Annotated in this window: 13 protein-coding genes and 1 pseudogene; 11 read left to right on the forward strand and 3 right to left on the reverse strand. The window is 72.3% G+C overall.

Annotated elements, in window-relative coordinates; genetic code table 11:
* The first annotated feature begins 258 nt into the window (after positions 1-258).
* The 3 genes from QCN29_RS14625 to QCN29_RS14635 all read left to right on the forward strand — a co-directional run bounded on the left by QCN29_RS14625 (position 259) and on the right by QCN29_RS14635 (position 3396).
* Positions 259-2154 carry a lytic transglycosylase domain-containing protein gene (locus QCN29_RS14625; RefSeq protein ID WP_279928422.1) on the forward strand — a complete coding sequence of 632 codons (1896 nt, stop codon included), beginning with the start codon at positions 259-261 and terminating at the stop codon, positions 2152-2154.
* Positions 2155-2290: 136 nt separating this feature from the next.
* Positions 2291-2428, forward strand: a complete 138-nt coding sequence (locus tag QCN29_RS14630) for an SPW_0924 family protein (protein ID WP_240139091.1) — start codon at positions 2291-2293, stop codon at positions 2426-2428.
* Between the two features lie 14 nt (positions 2429-2442).
* Complete coding sequence (locus tag QCN29_RS14635) at positions 2443-3396, forward strand: DUF3068 domain-containing protein (RefSeq protein WP_279928379.1); 954 nt, start codon at positions 2443-2445, stop codon at positions 3394-3396.
* On the opposite strand, the gene QCN29_RS14640 is transcribed toward QCN29_RS14635, so the two are convergent.
* A complete protein-coding gene (locus tag QCN29_RS14640) occupies positions 3386-6136 on the reverse strand; it encodes an ATP-dependent RNA helicase (RefSeq protein ID WP_279928381.1) in 2751 nt (916 codons plus the stop codon). The genes QCN29_RS14635 and QCN29_RS14640 overlap by 11 nt on opposite strands.
* Position 6137: 1 nt before the next feature.
* Positions 6138-6944: a class I SAM-dependent methyltransferase gene (locus QCN29_RS14645; protein WP_279928423.1), complete on the reverse strand. Its 807-nt coding sequence runs from the start codon at positions 6942-6944 to the stop codon at positions 6138-6140.
* Positions 6945-7306: 362 nt separating this feature from the next.
* On the opposite strand from QCN29_RS14645, the gene rpsA reads away from it, so the two are divergent.
* The 4 genes from rpsA (at position 7307) to QCN29_RS14665 (ending at position 11235) form a co-directional block, all read left to right on the forward strand.
* Positions 7307-8806, forward strand: coding sequence for a 30S ribosomal protein S1 (gene rpsA / locus QCN29_RS14650; protein ID WP_279928384.1), 1500 nt, complete (start codon positions 7307-7309; stop codon positions 8804-8806).
* 222 nt (positions 8807-9028) lie between these two features.
* Positions 9029-9967 carry a PAC2 family protein gene (locus tag QCN29_RS14655; RefSeq protein ID WP_279928386.1) on the forward strand — a complete coding sequence of 313 codons (939 nt, stop codon included), beginning with the start codon at positions 9029-9031 and terminating at the stop codon, positions 9965-9967.
* A 171-nt stretch (positions 9968-10138) separates the two neighbouring features.
* Positions 10139-10762, forward strand: a complete 624-nt coding sequence (coaE, locus tag QCN29_RS14660) for a dephospho-CoA kinase (protein ID WP_279928387.1) — start codon at positions 10139-10141, stop codon at positions 10760-10762.
* A 50-nt stretch (positions 10763-10812) separates the two neighbouring features.
* Positions 10813-11235 carry a tetratricopeptide repeat protein gene (locus QCN29_RS14665; RefSeq protein WP_279928389.1) on the forward strand — a complete coding sequence of 141 codons (423 nt, stop codon included), beginning with the start codon at positions 10813-10815 and terminating at the stop codon, positions 11233-11235.
* Between the two features lie 167 nt (positions 11236-11402).
* Here the strand turns inward: QCN29_RS14665 and QCN29_RS14670 are convergent.
* Positions 11403-11666: pseudogene (locus QCN29_RS14670) on the reverse strand (DUF6343 family protein); the annotation flags it as partial.
* Positions 11667-11767: 101 nt separating this feature from the next.
* Here QCN29_RS14670 and QCN29_RS14675 point away from each other — a divergent pair.
* The 4 genes from QCN29_RS14675 to QCN29_RS14690 all read left to right on the forward strand — a co-directional run bounded on the left by QCN29_RS14675 (position 11768) and on the right by QCN29_RS14690 (position 17850).
* Positions 11768-12496: a class I SAM-dependent methyltransferase gene (locus tag QCN29_RS14675; protein ID WP_279928391.1), complete on the forward strand. Its 729-nt coding sequence runs from the start codon at positions 11768-11770 to the stop codon at positions 12494-12496.
* 136 nt (positions 12497-12632) lie between these two features.
* Positions 12633-13616, forward strand: coding sequence for a slipin family protein (locus tag QCN29_RS14680; protein WP_279928392.1), 984 nt, complete (start codon positions 12633-12635; stop codon positions 13614-13616).
* Positions 13617-13727: 111 nt separating this feature from the next.
* Positions 13728-16541: a DEAD/DEAH box helicase gene (locus QCN29_RS14685; protein WP_279928393.1), complete on the forward strand. Its 2814-nt coding sequence runs from the start codon at positions 13728-13730 to the stop codon at positions 16539-16541.
* A gap of 19 nt (positions 16542-16560) precedes the next feature.
* Complete coding sequence (locus tag QCN29_RS14690; protein ID WP_279928394.1) at positions 16561-17850, forward strand: SWIM zinc finger family protein; 1290 nt, start codon at positions 16561-16563, stop codon at positions 17848-17850.
* The last annotated feature ends 40 nt before the right edge of the window (positions 17851-17890 follow it).

Here is a 17890-nt window from a genome sequence, read left to right on the forward strand (position 1 = left end):
CGCCGCGGGGGCAGGGCTGACCGTGAAGGACATGGCCGGGGCTCCCCGGGGGCTTGCGGAATCGACCGTTATGATCAGCGACGCGCAACGGCGCTCAGCATGCATCAGGTTCCATCCCCGGGATGAGGGGAAGTCGCAGATGGCGAATTGGTGAAAACCGGTCAGGAGCCGATGTGTCGTGGTGTGAGTTGTCGTAGGGTCGCGGGAGATCTCGCGGTGGGGAGCGCGATACGCGCCGACGGGGAGGGAATCGACGTGATGGCACCGCTGTTCGGCCGCCGTATGCGCAAGGGGGCGACCACGACCGCCGTGGCAGCGGCTGCCGTGGCGGCACTCTCCGCTTCGCAGGCCCCCTCGGTGACGCCGGCTCCGTCGGGCGGCAGCCAGGAGGCGGCCGACGCCGACCTGCCGCCCGGTACACCGGTCTCCGGCAACTCCCCGTACTACACGGACCTGCCGCCGCTGAACACTTCGGGCAAACCGGTCGATCCGTCCCATGGCCGCCCCGCTGCGGGGGAGACGGAAGCGGGTATACCGGCGACCGTCCTCGCCGCGTACAAGCAGGCCGAGCAGACCATCGCGGCCTCGGACCCCGGCTGCCACGTGCCCTGGCAGCTTCTCGCCGCCATCGGCAAGGTGGAGTCGGGGCAGGCGCGCGGCGGCAAGGTGGACGCCGAAGGCACCACCTTCACCCCGATCCTCGGCCCCGTGCTCAACGGCGTCGGCTTCGCCAACATCTCCGACACGGACAACGGCGCGTACGACGGCGACACCACCCACGACCGAGCCGTCGGGCCGATGCAGTTCATCCCGTCCACGTGGGAGACATGGGGCCAGGACGCCAACGGCGACGGGCGCAAGGACCCCAACAACATCTACGACGCCGCGCTCGCCGCCGGCCGCTACCTGTGCGCGGGTGAGCGGGACCTGTCCGGCGGGGAAGACCTCGAGAAGGCCATCCTCGGCTACAACCACTCGCGGGCGTACCTGCGCACGGTGCTGTCCTGGTTCGAGTACTACAAGCGCGGCACGCACGAGGTCCCCGACGGCACGGGCGTGCTGCCCGTCGAGGACAAGCCCGACAGCGGCCCCGTCGTCCCGCCGACGCCCCTCACCACCCCCATCCCCAAGCCGACCGCGCCGTCCAAGCCCAAGCCCGAGCCCGAGCCGGCCCCCTCGGAGTCCGGCGGCACCCCCGGTCCCAAGCCCACCCCGGATCCGAAGCCGACCCCCACGCCGACCCCCACGCCGACCCCCAAGCCCACTCCGCCCGTCGCCCCCGAGGTGCAGCCCACACCCAAGCCGACGCCGACGCCGACGCCGACCCCGACACCGGCGCCGGTCGCCCGGATCGAGGACGCGGGCACCGGCGAACTCACGGCCATGGCCGGGCGCGCCTTCGCCGCGCGGCCGACGGTGAGGGTGAAGGACGCCGACGGCATGACCGTGGCGGGCTGTCCCGTGCGGTTCGAGATCGTCGGCGACGTCGACGCCCGCTTCGCCGACGGCGAGAGCGAGGTCACCGTCGAGACCCGTGCCGACGGCACGGCCGTCGCACCCGTGATCGAGGCCGGTGAGCAGACCGGCGTGTTCACCGTACGGGCGGTCGCGGCGAACAAGACCGCGGTCTTCGCCGACTTCACCGCCACCGTGACGCCCCGCGCCGCCGACGCCCTCGCCCGCACCGGCGACACGCCGCTCACGGCCGCCCCAGGGGGCGAGTTCGCAGACCGCATCGAGGTCAGGGCCACCCTTGAGGGCGAGATCGCGGCAGGCGTGGCGGTCAAGGCCGCCATCCTCGCACCCGTCGAGGCGGAGCCCGCCGAGGGCGAGTCGCCGGACGAGCCCACCGAGGGCGAGGCCGGCGCCCAGGCCGACGACCAGGCCCGTGAGCCGTCCGAAACCCCGGGTGACGAGAGCGCCGACCAGCCGGCCGACAGTGAGAAGGGGCCGTACTTCAAGGACGCGGAGGGCAAGCCCGTCCGTACGCTCACGGAGTTGACCACCGACGCCGACGGCCTCCTCGCACTCCCGGAGATCTTCGCGGACGACACCACGGGCACGTTCCTGCTGCGCCTGACCGCTGAAGGGGGCGCGACCGTGACCATCGAACTGAAGGTCGTGGCGTCGCCGGCGGACGGCGACGCCGCTTGATCCCACGGGCAACCGCCCCCGCCCCTCCGTCCCGCAGGACGGAGGGGTGTTCTCATCTCAGAGCGTCATTGCTACGGTGCTCCGACCTGACGCGGCATCAGGTCAGCTGCGTCCCGAGCCCCACGGGAGGCCGAGCATGCGCGCCCTCGCCGCCGCAGCCGTGGGACTGGTCGCCGCCCTCGCCCTCGTCCTCACCGTGTCGGCGATCGGCCAGCCCCCGGGCGAGACCTCGCCCAAGCCGCTGCTGACCACCGTTCCCGGTCCCAGGAAGTAGCGGAGGGCAAGGTCGTGCGCCGTCGAGCGAGCCTCGTACTCCTTGCCCTCGCGGTCTTCTTCGCCGCGCTCTCGCCCCTGCTGCGCTGGTACGCCTTTCCGCGGCTGGTGAAGATCCCGCCAGGCCAGTACCAGGAGATGGTCCTCGAAGCCAAGCCCGCAACCCTGCTGGACTACGGCACCCTGCGCGCCGAGGAGGTGGAGAAGGTCACCATCGTGCAGACCCTCAAGGGGAACGTGGAGGAGTCGGAGCGGATCGAGCGCGGCGCCGGCCGGGACGTCGTCGTCTGGGACTGCCTCTCCTATGTCGAGGGCCCCGACGGCGCGATGGTCTCCCAGATCCCGGAGCGCTATGTCTTCGACGCCCACAGCCAGGCGCCCGTCCATGCCACGGGAGAGTCGGTGGACGGGGAGGCCGTACGGCGCGACGGCATCGAGTTCAAATGGCCGTTCCTCACCGAGAAGCGCGACTACGAGTACTTTGACGCCCAGACCCGGACCTCCGCGCCCATCCACTACAAGGGGACTCAAACGTTCCGGGGGCTTGAGGTCTACTACTTCGAACAGACCGTCCCCTGGACGAAAGTCCGGTATCCGAAGAAGATGCCCATCCCGGGGATCGACGCCACGACCCTGGAGCAGCAGACCGGAACGACCCGCTGGTACACCACCAAGCGGATGTTCTGGGTGGAACCCGTCACCGGGGCGCCCGTCAACGGCGAGGAGATCCACAGAGAAGAACTCCGCGGCGGCACCCTGCTGGGCGGCCGGGACAAGGTGACCGCCTTCGCGGGCCATGTGAAGGTACGCCCCGACTATGTGGACCACACCGTCGAACTGGTCACCTCCCAGCGGCGGCTGGTGCTGCTGATGACGTCCCATCTGCCGAGGGGCTTCCTGGCGTTCGGGGGAGCGCTGCTGGCCCTGGCGCTGGTCCTGGAGGCGCGCAGCCGCCGCGTCAGCGCGTGACGCCGGGGGCGCGGGCCTGACGGGCCTTCGTATGGCGCGTCGGCGCCGCCGTCGAAGGGTCCTCGGGCCACGGGTGCCTGGGATACCGGCCGCGCAGTTCCGCCCGCACCGCCCGGTAGCCGTCCTTCCAGAAGGACCCCAGGTCCGCGGTGACCGCGGCGGGGCGTCCTGCGGGAGACAGCAGATGCACCAGCACCGGCACACCCGCGACCAACGGCGTCTCGGCGAGCCCGAACATCTCCTGGAGCTTCACCGCCAGCACCGGCTGCTCCCCGCCGTACTCCACCCTGATCCGGGAACCGCTGGGCACCTCGATCCGCTCCGGCGCGAGCTCGTCCAGCCGCACCGCGTCGCCCGTCGCCCACGGCAGCAGCCGGGTCAACGCCTGCGCCGCGTCGAGCCGCCCGAGGTCCGCCCTGCGGCGGGCGCGGGACAACTCCGGCTCCAGCCAGTCCCCGGCGCGGTCCAGCAGCGCCTCGTCCCCCACATCGGGCCACGGCCCGCCCACCGCGCGGTGCAGGAACGCCAGCCGCTCGCGCAGGGCCTGCCCCTCCCGCGTCCAGCGCAGCAGGCCGGGGCCTTCGCGGCGCAGCCCGTCGAGCAGCGCGTCGCGTACGCGGGCGGGGTCCGGATCGCGCAGACCGCGCGCCGACAACTCGACGGCCCCCAGTCGCCGTACGTCCCGGGCCACGACGTCCCCGTCCTGCCAGTGCACTTCCTCGCCCTCGGTCAGCAGATGCGCTGCGGCCGTCCGCGCCGTGTCCTCGTCGATCACGGCCGCGAGCCGCACGCGTGCGGAGGCGGCCGCCCCCGAGCGGTCCGCCACGGCGACTGCCAGCCATCCGGCGTCCCGCAGCCCCGACCCGTCCGCGGTCTCCGCGGCCGTGCCCGAGGCCATGAGGAATGCCCCCCGGCCGCGGGCCCCGGCGACGCGCTCGGGGAAGGCGAGGGCGGTGACGAGTCCGGCGACGGCGTCGTCGGTGTGCGGGGGAAGGGCGTTTCCCCCGCCCCGCCCCTTCCCGAAACCGGGGGCTCCGCCCCCGGACCCCCTCTCAGGGGACGGCTGATCCGGCGCTGACGCCCCGCCCCCCGAACGCGGCAGCTTCGCCCCGCGGCGTGCGCCGCTCCCCGCACCGTCCGGCAGTCGCAGCCCGCTGTCGTGGGGCGCGCCCGCGGCGGGGTGTGGGCGCTGCTCAGTGGAGTCCTGGGGTGCGCTGCCTGCCGAGCCCGGACGTGCCGGGGACAGGCCTGCCGCCAGGCGGGCCGCCTCCGTTCGCCAGCGGGTCGCGTAGGCGTCGCCGCCGCGCCGGGCGGCTCGCCAGGCGGAGGACAGGTCGTCGCCGTACTCCCGCGGAGGCTCCTCGCTCAACAGGGCGATCACCTCCGCCGCGCGGCGGACGCCCACCTCGGGGGCGCCGTCCAGAAGGGCGCGGGCCAGCCGGGGGTGGACACCCAGCCGGGACATGCGGATGCCGCGTTCGGTCACGCGGCCTGCGGCGTCGACCGCGCCGATCGCCGCCAGCACGGAACGCGCGGCCGCCAGCGCCCCCGGAGGCGGCGCGTCGAGGAGCGCGAGCCCCGCCGCCGACGCATCGCCCCAGCAGGCCGCCTGGAGCGCGAAGGCCGTCAGATCGGCCACCTTGATCTCGGGCGAGGGGAACGCGGTCAGCCGGGCGTCCTCCGCCTGGGACCAGCAGCGGTACACGGCGCCCGGGCCCTCGCGGCCCGCGCGGCCGGCGCGCTGGCGGGCCGCCGCCCGTGACACCCGCACCGTCGTCAGCGCGCTCAGCCCACGAGCGTGATCCATCCGGGGCTCACGCGCCAGACCGGCGTCGACCACCACCCGCACTCCCGGCACGGTGAGCGACGACTCGGCGACCGAGGTGGCCAGCACCACCCGGCGACGCGCCCCGGAGCCCGACAGCACGGCGTCCTGCACGGCGGCCGGAGCGCGTCCGTGGACCTGGAGGACCTCCGCGTCCACATCGGCCAGCCGCCCGGCCACGCGGGCGATCTCGCCCACCCCGGGGAGAAAGCAGAGCACGTCGCCGTCGCGCTCGCGCAGCGCCCTGCGCACCGTGGACGCCGTATGCGCCAGCAGCACCGGGTCCACCCGCATCCCGTGCGGCGGCCGAACCGGGCGCGCAGGCGGCGCCCACACCTCCTCCACGGGGTGCAACGCCCCCTCCGCCTCGACCACGGGCGCACCGCCCAGCAGGCGCGCCCACCCCGCCGCGTCCGTGGTCGCCGACGCCGCCACCAGCTTCAGCTCGGGCCGCAGTGCGGCCCGCACGTCCAGAACGAACGCCGCCGCCGTATCCGCGTCCAGGTGGCGCTCATGGCACTCGTCCAGGATCACCACGTCGACCCCGGCAAGCTCCTGGTCCCGCTGCAGCCGCTGCACCAGCACACCGGTGGTGACCACCTCGACCACGGTGCGGTTCGACACGGCCCGCTCCCCGCGGACCGTGAAACCGACCGTCCCACCGGGTTTCTCACCGAGCAGCCAGGCCATCCGCCGGGCCGCGGCGCGCGCCGCGATGCGCCGTGGCTCCGCGACCAGCACACGGGCTCCACGCTCGGCCAGGGCCAGGGGCACGAGCGTCGTCTTGCCGGTCCCGGGAGGTGCGCACAGCACCGCCGCCCCGTGCTCGTCCAGCGCCTGCTCCAGGGCGGGCAGGGCAGTGCGCACGGGAAGCCGGTCCAGCGCCCCCTGGCGTATCGCGCCCACTCGTCCCACGTCACTCGTCCCGTACGCAGACGAAAACGGCCGTCCCGGGGATCAGGTTTCCGCGCAGCGGGGACCAGCCGCCCCACTCCTGGCTGTTCCAGGCGGGCCATTCCGGCTCGACCAGATCGATCAGCCGGAAGCCGCCGGCCACCACGTCCCGTACCCGGTCGCCGATCGTCCGGTGGTGCTCCACATACACGGCACGTCCCCGCTCGTCCTGCTCCACATAGGGGGTGCGGTCGAAGTACGAGGCCGACACGCTCAGCCCCTCGGGCCCCGGCTCGTCGGGGAACGCCCAGCGGAGCGGGTGGGTCACGGAGAAGACCCACCGTCCCCCGGGCCGCAGCACGCGCCGGACCTCCCGGAACACCTTCACGGGGTCCGCCACGAAGGGCACCGCCCCATACGCGGAGCAGGCGAGGTCGAAGGACTCGTCCCTGAACGGGAGGGATCCCGCGTCCGCCTCGACCAGGGGGATGCCGCCGCCGATGCGCAGCGCATGCTGGAGCTGCCGGTGGGAGAGGTCGAGTGCCACGGGGCGCGCCCCCTGGGCCGCCAGCCAGCGTGAGCACTGCGCCGCGCCCGCGCCGATCTCGAGGACGTCCGCCCCCTTGAGCAAGGACGCCGGCCCCAGCAGCCCAGCCTCCGCCTCGTCCAGCCCCTCCGGCCCCCAGACGAAACGGTCGTCCCCCAGGAACGCACCGTGCTCGGTCTGGTACTCGTCCGCGTTGCGGTCCCACCAGCCCCTGCTGGCCCGACTGCTCTCCGCGTCCCCCGCGCTACGGCGCGTCGCTTCTGGCTCGAAATCTTGGATCATCGTCACCGTCGTTGTACTTTGCGTTCGGCGCGCCGGCAGCCCTCAGCGGTGCAGTCGGTCCGCCATAGTGGCCTCGGCAAACACAAGTTGTGCCGGGTTTGCGGCATTCCGCCCTCGGTGTGCGCCTTCGTGCATTGACCGTGTCCGGCTGCCCCCGTATGCTACAAGTTGCGCTGCGGGCCTGCGCGCCTCAGACGGAGCAGGCCGCGCTCGCATCTGTATGTATGTCCCCTCGGTTCACGAGGCGCCGCCAGAAGGCTGGGGTGGCGCTTCCTAGGCTGTCCGGCTTCTGCAGCTGCGATACGGGCTCTCGGCGTAGCAGTACCTACGACTTCAATGTCCGTACCGGAGCCCTTTCCCACATGACGAGCAGCACCGAGACCACCGCCACCACCCCGCAGGTAGCGGTCAACGACATCGGTAACGAGGAAGCCTTCCTCGCCGCGATCGACGAGACGATCAAGTACTTCAACGACGGCGACATCGTCGACGGCGTCATCGTGAAGGTCGACCGGGACGAGGTCCTGCTCGACATCGGTTACAAGACCGAAGGTGTCATCCCGAGCCGCGAGCTCTCGATCAAGCACGACGTCGACCCGAACGAGGTCGTCAAGGTCGGCGACGAGATCGAGGCCCTGGTTCTCCAGAAGGAGGACAAGGAAGGCCGCCTGATCCTCTCGAAGAAGCGCGCCCAGTACGAGCGCGCCTGGGGCACCATCGAGAAGATCAAGGAAGAGGACGGCATCGTCACCGGTACCGTCATCGAGGTCGTCAAGGGTGGTCTCATCCTCGACATCGGCCTCCGCGGCTTCCTGCCGGCCTCCCTCGTCGAGATGCGCCGCGTCCGCGACCTCCAGCCGTACGTCGGCAAGGAGCTCGAGGCCAAGATCATCGAGCTGGACAAGAACCGCAACAACGTGGTCCTGTCCCGCCGTGCCTGGCTGGAGCAGACCCAGTCCGAGGTCCGCCAGACGTTCCTCACCACCCTGCAGAAGGGTCAGGTCCGCTCCGGCGTCGTCTCCTCGATCGTCAACTTCGGCGCCTTCGTGGACCTCGGCGGCGTCGACGGTCTGGTCCACGTCTCCGAGCTGTCCTGGAAGCACATCGACCACCCGTCCGAGGTCGTCGAGGTCGGCCAGGAGGTCACCGTCGAGGTCCTCGACGTCGACATGGACCGCGAGCGCGTCTCCCTGTCGCTGAAGGCGACCCAGGAAGACCCGTGGCAGCAGTTCGCCCGCACCCACCAGATCGGTCAGGTCGTCCCGGGCAAGGTCACCAAGCTGGTTCCGTTCGGTGCGTTCGTCCGTGTCGACGAGGGCATCGAGGGTCTGGTCCACATCTCCGAGCTGGCCGAGCGCCACGTGGAGATCCCGGAGCAGGTCGTCCAGGTCAACGACGAGATCTTCGTCAAGGTCATCGACATCGACCTGGAGCGTCGCCGGATCTCGCTGTCCCTCAAGCAGGCCAACGAGTCCTTCGGCGCCGACCCGGCCTCGGTCGAGTTCGACCCGACCCTGTACGGCATGGCCGCGTCCTACGACGACCAGGGCAACTACATCTACCCCGAGGGCTTCGACCCGGAGACCAACGACTGGCTGCCGGGCTACGAGAAGCAGCGCGAGGAGTGGGAGGCCCAGTACGCGGAGGCCCACCAGCGCTTCGAGCAGCACCAGGCCCAGGTCATCAAGTCCCGCGAGGCCGACGAGGCCGCTGCCGCCGAGGGTGCCGCCACCCAGGCCGGCGGCGCTCCGGCTGCCTCCGGCGGCTCCTACTCCTCGGAGTCGGACGACAACTCCGGCGCCCTGGCGTCGGACGAGGCCCTGGCCGCCCTGCGTGAGAAGCTGGCCGGCGGCCAGAGCTGACGCTCTGCCCCGGCGGGTGACCCGCTGAAGGTCTGACTGTAAGGCCCGCTCCCCCACGGGGAGCGGGCCTTACACATGCCCGCATTCACCCGAATCAGCCGGTGTTCGGCCGCATCCACCCGTATTCTTCTTGATCGAAAATGAGCGCGGCGTAGGTGCCGCCGGGAATGCCCCCGTCACACCGCGCGTTCTTCCCTACGAATACGAGGAGGAGCGGTAATCGTGCTTGATCCGCAGGGTTTGTACGAATGGGAGCCGAAGGGCCTCGCGGTCGTCGACATGGCGCTCGCGCAGGAGTCCGCCGGCTTGGTCATGCTGTACCACTTCGACGGATACATCGATGCGGGGGAGACCGGTGAGCAGATCGTCGAGAACCTGCTGGGCACGCTGCCGCACCAAGTCGTGGCCCGTTTCGACCACGACAGGCTGGTGGACTACCGGGCGCGCCGCCCGCTGCTGACCTTCCGGCGCGACCGCTGGAGCGGATACGAGGTCCCGGCCATCGAGGTCCGGCTGGTCCAGGACACCACGGGCGCGCCGTTCCTGCTGCTGTCCGGGCCCGAGCCGGATGTGGAGTGGGAGCGCTTCGCCGCCGCCGTGGCGCAGATCGTCAAGCGCCTCGGGGTCCGGCTCTCGGTCAACTTCCACGGCATTCCGATGGGCGTCCCGCACACCCGGCCCGTCGGCCTCACCCCGCACGGCAACCGCACGGATCTGATGCCGGGCCACCGCAGCCCGTTCGACGAGGCGCAGGTCCCCGGCAGTGCGGAGGCCCTGGTCGAGTACCGGCTGATGGAAGCGGGCCATGAGGTCCTGGGCGTCGCCGCCCATGTGCCGCACTATGTGGCGCGCTCCTCCTATCCGGACGCCGCGCTTACCGCCCTTGAGGCGATCACCGCCGCCACGGGCCTGGTGCTGCCGGGGGTCGCGCATTCGCTGCGCACCGAGGCGCACCGCACCCAGACCGAGATCGAGCGGCAGATCGGAGAGGGCGACGAGGAACTGGTCGCACTCGTACGAGGGCTTGAGCACCAGTACGACGCGATGGCGGGGGCGGAGACCCGGGGCAGCCTGGTGGCGGAGCCGGTGGATCTGCCGTCCGCGGACGAGATCGGCAGGGAGTTCGAGCGGTTCCTGGCAGAGCGCGAGGGAGACGCCTGACCCTCAGCCTGCGTGGTCCGCGTGGTCCGCGTGGTCCGCGTGGTCCGCGTGGTCCGCGTGGTGTGCGTGGACCGCGTGGCCCTCGGGTGCGGCTCGCGGGGGGCGAGCAGATCACCGGGTGCGGCCTGCCCGACGGGAACCACGCGGCAGCGAACACGTAGGCTGCCGACCATGCTGACGGTGGGGCTGACCGGTGGAATCGGAGCCGGCAAGAGTGAGGTGTCACGGCTGCTCGTCTCGTACGGGGCCGTGCTGATCGACGCAGACAAGATCGCCCGTGAGGTCGTCGAGCCCGGGACGCCCGGGCTCGAAGCCGTCGTCGAGGCCTTCGGGCCCGAGGTGCTGACCCCGGAGGGGGCGCTGGACCGGCCCAGGCTCGGTTCGATTGTCTTTTCCGACCCCGAGCGCCTCAGTGTGCTCAACGGCATCGTCCACCCCCTGGTCGGCGCCCGTTCGAAGGAACTGGAGAACACGGCTGCACCCGACGCGGTCGTCGTCCACGATGTGCCGCTGCTCGCCGAGAACGGTCTCGAGTCGCTCTATGACGTCGTGGTCGTGGTGGACGCCTCGCCCGAGACACAGCTCGACCGCCTCGTACGGCTGCGCGGAATGTCCCAGTCCGAGGCTCGCGCGCGCATGAAGGCACAAGCCACACGGGAACAGCGGCTGGCCGTCGCCGATCTCGTCATCGACAACGACGGGCCGCTTGAGGAGTTGGAGCCTCAGGTCCGCGAGGTGTGGGCCGTACTCGCAGCCCGCGCGGCCGCCCCGGGTGGCCGGCCCGCTCCGGAATAGCCCTGTCCGTCCCGGTGTTGGAACGGGGCGACAAGGGGAAGGAAGCAGCTGTGCCCAAGAGCAACCCGGAGACGCACGTCATCGACTTCCGCGCGGCCGAGCAGTTGCTCGACGCGAGGGACCCGCGTGGGGCCGTGAAGCTACTGGACTCGGTGATCGCCGTCCACCCCGAGAACACGGCCGCACGGCTGCTGCGTGCCCGAGCGTTCTTCGCCGCGGCCCAACTCCGCTCCGCCGAGCTGGAGTTCGAGCTTGTCCTGGAGCGCGAACCGGACAACGCCTTCGCGCACTTCGCCCTGGCCCGCACCTTCGAGCGCGCCGGTCGCCCCGGACCTGCCCAGCGCCACTTCCGGCTGGCCGCGGCGCTCGACCCGAAGCCGGAGTATCTGAAGGCGGCGCGCTTTGACCCCGACAGCCGCGCCGACAGCCGCGCCGACCGCTCCGGGGACGACCGCTCCGGGGACGGGGGCTAGGACCGGGAGATCCAAGACCGAGGCACTGGTCCGCTCGCGGGTCCGGGTCACGGTCCTCGCTCCGGGCCGCCGCCGGGCCCCTGGGAGGTGTCAGAGTCCCCGGGCCGCCGCAGGCCGTCGAGCCCGCCTCCTCCCTCGTCCGGTTTCCGCGGCGGCGGCCGGTACCCGCCCGTGCCGCCGTGATCCGGCTCGTACGGCGGGACGTCCCGGCCCGGCTGGAAGTGCGGGCCCTGGCGGATATGACGCACGATCATGATCATGTCGACGGCGACGATGAGCGCCAGCGCCCCGCAGAACGCCGCCCAGCCCGTGCGTCCGGCGAGGGCGAAGGCCGTCGTGCCGCCGACAGCCCAGATCAGGCCCCATACGCTCAGCCAGAATCGCATCCGCAGGGGACTGCGTGCGGTAATCGGTTCACTTCCCGTGCGCATGGCATCCGCATCTCCTCTTCCAGCATGCACCCGGACGACCGGCCGAAGGGAGGCCTCGCCCGGCGTGGAACGGAGACGGTCCATTGGGCGTTCCGAGAGGTATGGGCGGACTGACACGCGAGGGGCATCAGGGGACGGGGCCGGGCGCGATCACGCCGGACGGCTGTGCGGTCGAGCTGTACCGGCGGCTGCCGGCGGGCGCGGAGCCGGACATCATCGAGGCCGCGGCGCCCGCAGGCGCGTCCCTGCTCGAACTGGGCAGCGGCACGGGACGGATGACGCATCCGCTCGTGGAGCGCGGCTTCGCCGTGACGGCGGTGGACGAGTCCGCGGAGATGCTGGAGCACGTGCGGGGCGCGCGCCGCACCGTGCGCAGCCCGATCGAAAGCCTTGAGCTGGGGGAGAAGTTCGACGTCGTCGTGCTGGCGTCTCATCTGGTGCACACGGGTGACGACCGGGTGCGTGAGGGGCTGCTGCGGACCTGCCGCCGCCATGTGAAGGACGACGGCTGTGTGCTGATCCAGCGGGAGCCGCGCGACGCGCACACCGGGCTGCCGAAGGAGCGTGTCGATCCGGCCGGATACACGGTGCGGTTCGTCTCCTCGGAACCGCTGGGGGACGGCACCCACTCGCTCCATATCGAGTACGCCTTCCCTGACGCGCGCTGGACGCAGACGTTCCGGTCCCGGCCGCTGAGCACGGAGGACTTCGAAGCACACCTTTGGGCGGCGGGACTGGCGGTGGACGCGTATCTCACGGACGAGGGCACCTGTGTGCGGGCGCGGCCGTCGGTTCCGGGCGCCGTCGCATCAGGAGGAAACGGCGGCTGAGCGCACCTGTGTCGCAGAGCCCACGGGGTGAAGGCTCGACCAGGCGGGTATACCGGACATATCTTGGCATTAATCCTCGCGAAGAGTGCGAAGAGCGCCAAGAGGCGTCGGGCTCGTACGGCAGGGGGTGCCCCCGATGGTCGAGGAACTGGTGGCGGCGGGCGTCGCGGCCGTTTCCGCATGCGCCGTGTACCTCATGGCGGCTGCCAAGGTGGTCAAGCAGTACGAGCGGGGCGTGGTGCTGCGCCTCGGGCGGCTGCACAGGAACGTGCGATCGCCCGGATTCACCTTGATCGTTCCGTTGGTGGACCGGATGCACAAGGTGAACATGCAGATCGTGACGATGCCCGTGCCCGCCCAGGAGGGCATCACCCGCGACAACGTCACCGTCCGCGTCGACGCCGTCGTCTACTTCCGTGTCGTGGACGCCGCGGACGCCATCATCCGGGTCGAGGACTACCGGTTCGCCGTCTCGCAGATGGCGCAGACCTCCCTGCGCTCCATCATCGGCAAGAGTGATCTGGACGATCTGCTGTCGAACCGTGAAAAACTCAACCAGGGGCTGGAGTTGATGATCGACAGCCCGGCCGTGGGCTGGGGTGTGCAGATCGACCGTGTGGAGATCAAGGATGTGTCGCTGCCCGAGACCATGAAGCGTTCGATGGCGCGGCAGGCGGAGGCCGACCGAGAGCGGCGGGCCCGGGTCATCAACGCGGACGCGGAGCTCCAGGCGTCCAAGAAGCTGCGGCAGGCGGCTCACGAGATGTCGGAGCAGCCTGCGGCGCTGCAGCTCCGGCTGCTGCAGACCGTTGTGGCCGTGGCCGCCGAGAAGAACTCGACTCTGGTGCTGCCGTTCCCGGTGGAGTTGCTGAGGTTCCTGGAGCGTGCGCACCAGCCGGCTGACCAGTCGGCTCCGGCACAGCCGGCCGTGTCCACGCCGACACCGGGCCCTTCCCCCGCGACGCAGCAGGAACGGGGTCCGGAACCGGAACCCGGACCCGAACCGGAACAGTCGCCGCCGCTGCCGGAGCCTGCGCCCGGCCTCGAGCCCGGGCCCGAGCCGACGGCAGAGAGGCTTCCGGCGCCCCACATCCCCGACGACGAGCCCCGCGGCGGCTAGCCGACCGGGCTGCATCGCAGGTCAGAGGGGATTGTCAGTCCCTGCCCGTAAGGTCGTGGGTCCGAAGCCCGAGGATGCTCGGGGCAGCTGCGACCCAGGGGAGGCGACCCTGTGACCAAGACACCGAGGGACGGTGCGCACCCCCTGCACGCCTGTGCGGCGGTGTTCCTGCCGGCCGAGCCTCCGAGAGACGGCCGGGTCGCCTTCTGGAGTGCGGACGGCGACCGGCTCCCCGCCGCGACCGGACAGGTGACCTTGGTCCGGCCGCACAGCCGCGGTGTCCGCACGCGGGCCGTTCCCGCCGCGCTGATGCCCGTCTCCGAAGCGATCCCCCTGCTCGTGCGGGCCAGGCACGCCCGCGAGGCACACCCGTCCGCCGTCTGCTGGGGCGCGGCGGCCCAGCACGCCCTGCATCTCGCCGCCCGCGGCAGGCTTCTGCCCGGACTGACCGCGGGCGATCACGACGCCTGGCGGGCCGGCCCGCTCGACGCGGACGACATCGCCCAGCTGCGCGCCATCGCCGCCGCCATGCCGTACGAGGCGCATGCAGTCCCCGTCCCGCATCTGCGTCCCCTGCGGCTGCCCGAGCCCGAGGGCCTGGTGCGGGCGTTCTTCGACGCGGTGGCCGACAGCCTGCCCCGCACCCCGGCCGCCGCGCACGCGTACGGCGCTCCCTTCGCCTCGTCCGCGGCCCAGCATCTGCCCGGGGCACGCGAGTGGGCCGCGGAAGCCGCCGTCGGCATGGACGCCGGAGTCCGGGTCTCGCTGCGACTGGACCTCTCCGCGTTTGAGCTCTTCGACACCTCGGAGGACGGAGGCGACGAGCGCCGGGCGGCAGCGGCGCTCGTCCAGGTGCACAGCCTGGCCGACCCCACGCTCGTCACGGACGCCGCCCGGCTGTGGGCCGGCGGGGGAGGGGAACACTTCGGCCCGCGCGCCACGATCGACGCCCTGCTGGCCCTGCGCCGCGCCGCACGGGCCTGGCCGCCGCTCGCCCGCCTGCTCGAGCGGGAGGTCCCCGATGTGCTCCCGCTCACCGAGGACGAGCTGTACGAGCTGCTCGGGCCCGGAGCGGACCGGCTCGGCGACTGCGGCGTCGCCGTCCACTGGCCGAAGGAGCTGGCCCGCACGCTCACCGCGTCCGCCGTGGTCCGGGCCACCGCGGCGCCCGGCTCTGCCACCGACGGCACACCGTTCTTCGACAGCGACGAACTGCTGAGGTTCGACTGGCAGCTCGCGCTGGACGGCGACCCGCTGACCGAGGGCGAGATGGACGCGCTGGCGGAGGCCCACCGCCCGATCGTCCGGCTGCGCGACAGGTGGGCCGTCGTGGACCCCGGTCTCGTACGCAAGGCGCGCAAACGCGAGCTGGGGCTGCTCCGGCCGGTCGACGCGCTCGCCATGGCCCTGACTGGGACGGCCGAGGTGGACGGCGAGACGGTGGAGGCCGTGCCGACCGGGACGCTTGCGGCGCTGCGCGACCGGATCGCCGGGCCTTCGGACCCGGTCGCCCCTCCCGAAGAACTGACCGCCACGCTGCGCGACTACCAGCTGCGCGGTCTGGCCTGGCTGGACCGGATGACATCGCTCGGGCTCGGCGGCTGCCTCGCCGACGACATGGGCCTCGGCAAGACGGTCACGGTGATCGCCCTCCATCTCAGACGCGCCCGCACAGCCCCCACGCTCGTCGTCTGCCCCGCCTCGCTGCTCGGCAACTGGCAGCGCGAGATCGCCCGCTTCGCCCCCGGTGTGCCCGTGCGCCGCTTCCACGGCACGAGCCGCACCCTGCCCGGATCAGACGACGGCGGATTCGTGCTCACCACCTACGGCACCATGCGCACCAGCGCGGAGCAGCTGGCCGCACACTCCTGGAGCATGGTCGTCGCGGACGAGGCGCAGCATGTGAAGAACCCGTTCTCGGCTGGCGCCAGAGCGCTGCGCACCATCCCGACGCCCGCGCGCATCGCCCTGACCGGCACCCCTGTGGAGAACAACCTCTCGGAGCTGTGGGCGCTGCTCGACTGGACCACGCCCGGGCTGCTCGGCCCGCTGAAGGCGTTCCGGGCCCGCCACGCGCGTCTGGTCGAGAGCGGCGAGGACGACGAGGCCGCCGGCCGTCTGGCGCGGCTGGTCCGCCCGTTCCTGTTGCGCCGCAAGAAGTCCGACCCGGGCATCGTCCCCGAACTCCCGCCGAAGACGGAGTCCGATCACCCCGTCGCGCTCACCCGGGAGCAGGCCTCGCTGTACGAGGCGACCGTGCGCGAGGCGATGGCCGCGATCGAGGGTGCGGAAGGCATCGCGCGCCGCGGGCTGGTGATGAAACTGTTCACCGCCCTCAAGCAGATCTGCAACCACCCGGCCCAGTTCCTCAAGGAGGACCGCGCCCGACTGGCGGGCCGTTCCGGCAAGCTGGCGCTGCTCGACGAACTGCTGGAGACGATCCTGTCCGAGGAGGGCTCCGCCCTGGTGTTCACGCAGTACGTGGCCATGGCCCGGATCCTCTCGGCGCATCTGGAGTCCCGCGCCGTCCCGTCCCAGCTGCTCCACGGCGGCACCCCGGTCGCCGAACGCGAGCGTATGGTCGACCGCTTCCAGTCCGGGCGGACACCGGTGTTCATCCTCTCCCTCAAGGCCGCCGGCACCGGGCTGAACCTCACCCGCGCAGGGCATGTGATCCACTACGACCGGTGGTGGAACCCGGCCGTCGAAGAGCAGGCCACCGACCGGGCGTACCGCATCGGCCAGACCCAGCCGGTCCAGGTGCACCGGCTGATCGCGGAGGGCACGGTCGAGGACAGGATCGCCGAACTGCTCACCTCCAAGCGGGCGCTGGCGGACGCGGTCCTCGGATCGGGGGAGGCGGCCCTGACCGAGCTGACCGACCGTGAGCTGGCCGATCTCGTCTCCCTCAGGAGGTCCCCATGAGCTGTCCGAGGAGGGCGTCATGAGCCCGCGGGGCCGGCGCGGCGGCACGCCGTCCCCGCTGCGGCACGACGACCGCCGGCGGACCTTTCCCGCGCTGGAGCCGCTCAGCGGCGCGGAGCCGGCCGCCAGCTGGTGGGGCAACGCCTGGGCGGAGGCGCTGGAGTACACCGCGCTCGACCCGGCGCGGCTGGCCCGGGGCCGGGACTACGCGGCCCGCGGCCACGTCGACGCGATCACGGTCACTCCGGGCCGGGTGACGGCGTATGTGCACGGCAGCCGGCCGCGGCCGTACCGTGCGGAGATCCGGGTGCGCCCCCTGTCCGACGACGAGTGGGGAGACGTCCTGGCCGCAGCGGCGGCCCGTCCCGACCATATCGCCGCCCTGCTCGACAAGGACGTGCCGCACACCCTCGCGGCCGCCGCCGAGCTGCTGCCGGCCCCCGGCGACCTGGTGCCCGACTGCTCCTGCCCCGACGACGGATACCCGTGCAAGCACGCGGCCGCGCTGTGCTACCAGACGGCCCGGCTGCTGGACGAAGACCCCTTCGTGCTGTTCCTGATGCGCGGCAGGGGAGAGCGCGAGATCCTCTCCGACCTCGCCCGCCGCAATGCGACGCGATCGGCGGCAGAGCGCGCCCCGGCGGACGCCGCCCCCGCACTGCCGACCGTTCCGGCCCGCGACGCCGTGGCGAAGGACCCGTCCGGGCTGCCTCCGCTTCCCCCGCCCTTCCCGCCGCCCGTCCGGCCGGGCCGGCCGCCCGTCTATCCGCAGGGACCCGCGGCGCCCGGCGGCTTCACGCCCGACCCCCTCGCCCTCGACCAGCTGGCCACGGAGGCCGCGGCCCGCGCCCACGCCCTGCTGACGACCGGCGACGACCCCGCCGGAGACCTCACTCCGTGGCAGGACGCGGTGCGGCTGGCCGCTGCGCACCCGGGATCGGGGCTGACCGCCTCCACCCGCGCGCTCTACCGCGACCTCGCGGCCGCCGCCGACCGCACGCCGACCGAGCTGGCCCGAGCGGTGGCCGCCTGGCGGCAGGGCGGCCTCGCCGCCCTCGCGGTGCTCGAAGAACCATGGGACCCGCCCGCCGGGGCCTTCGACCGGGCCCGCCCCGCCCTGGCGGCCGCCGGCCTGCCGTCCTTCCGCCCCTGGCGCAACCATCTGTCCGCCGATGCCGTCCAGCTCCGTTTCGGCCGCGACGGCCTCTGGTACGGCTATGAGTCGGACCGGGACCGCGAGGACTGGTGGCCCCGCGGGACGCCCGACGCGGACCCCGTCGGAGCGCTCTCCACCCTGCTGGAGAGATGAGAGCGGGAAAGCGCCTCCGCCGGGAGAACACCTCCGCCCC

It is taken from the genome of Streptomyces chengmaiensis (genome assembly GCF_029846775.1).
In the GTDB taxonomy this organism is placed as follows: domain Bacteria; phylum Actinomycetota; class Actinomycetes; order Streptomycetales; family Streptomycetaceae; genus Streptomyces; species Streptomyces chengmaiensis.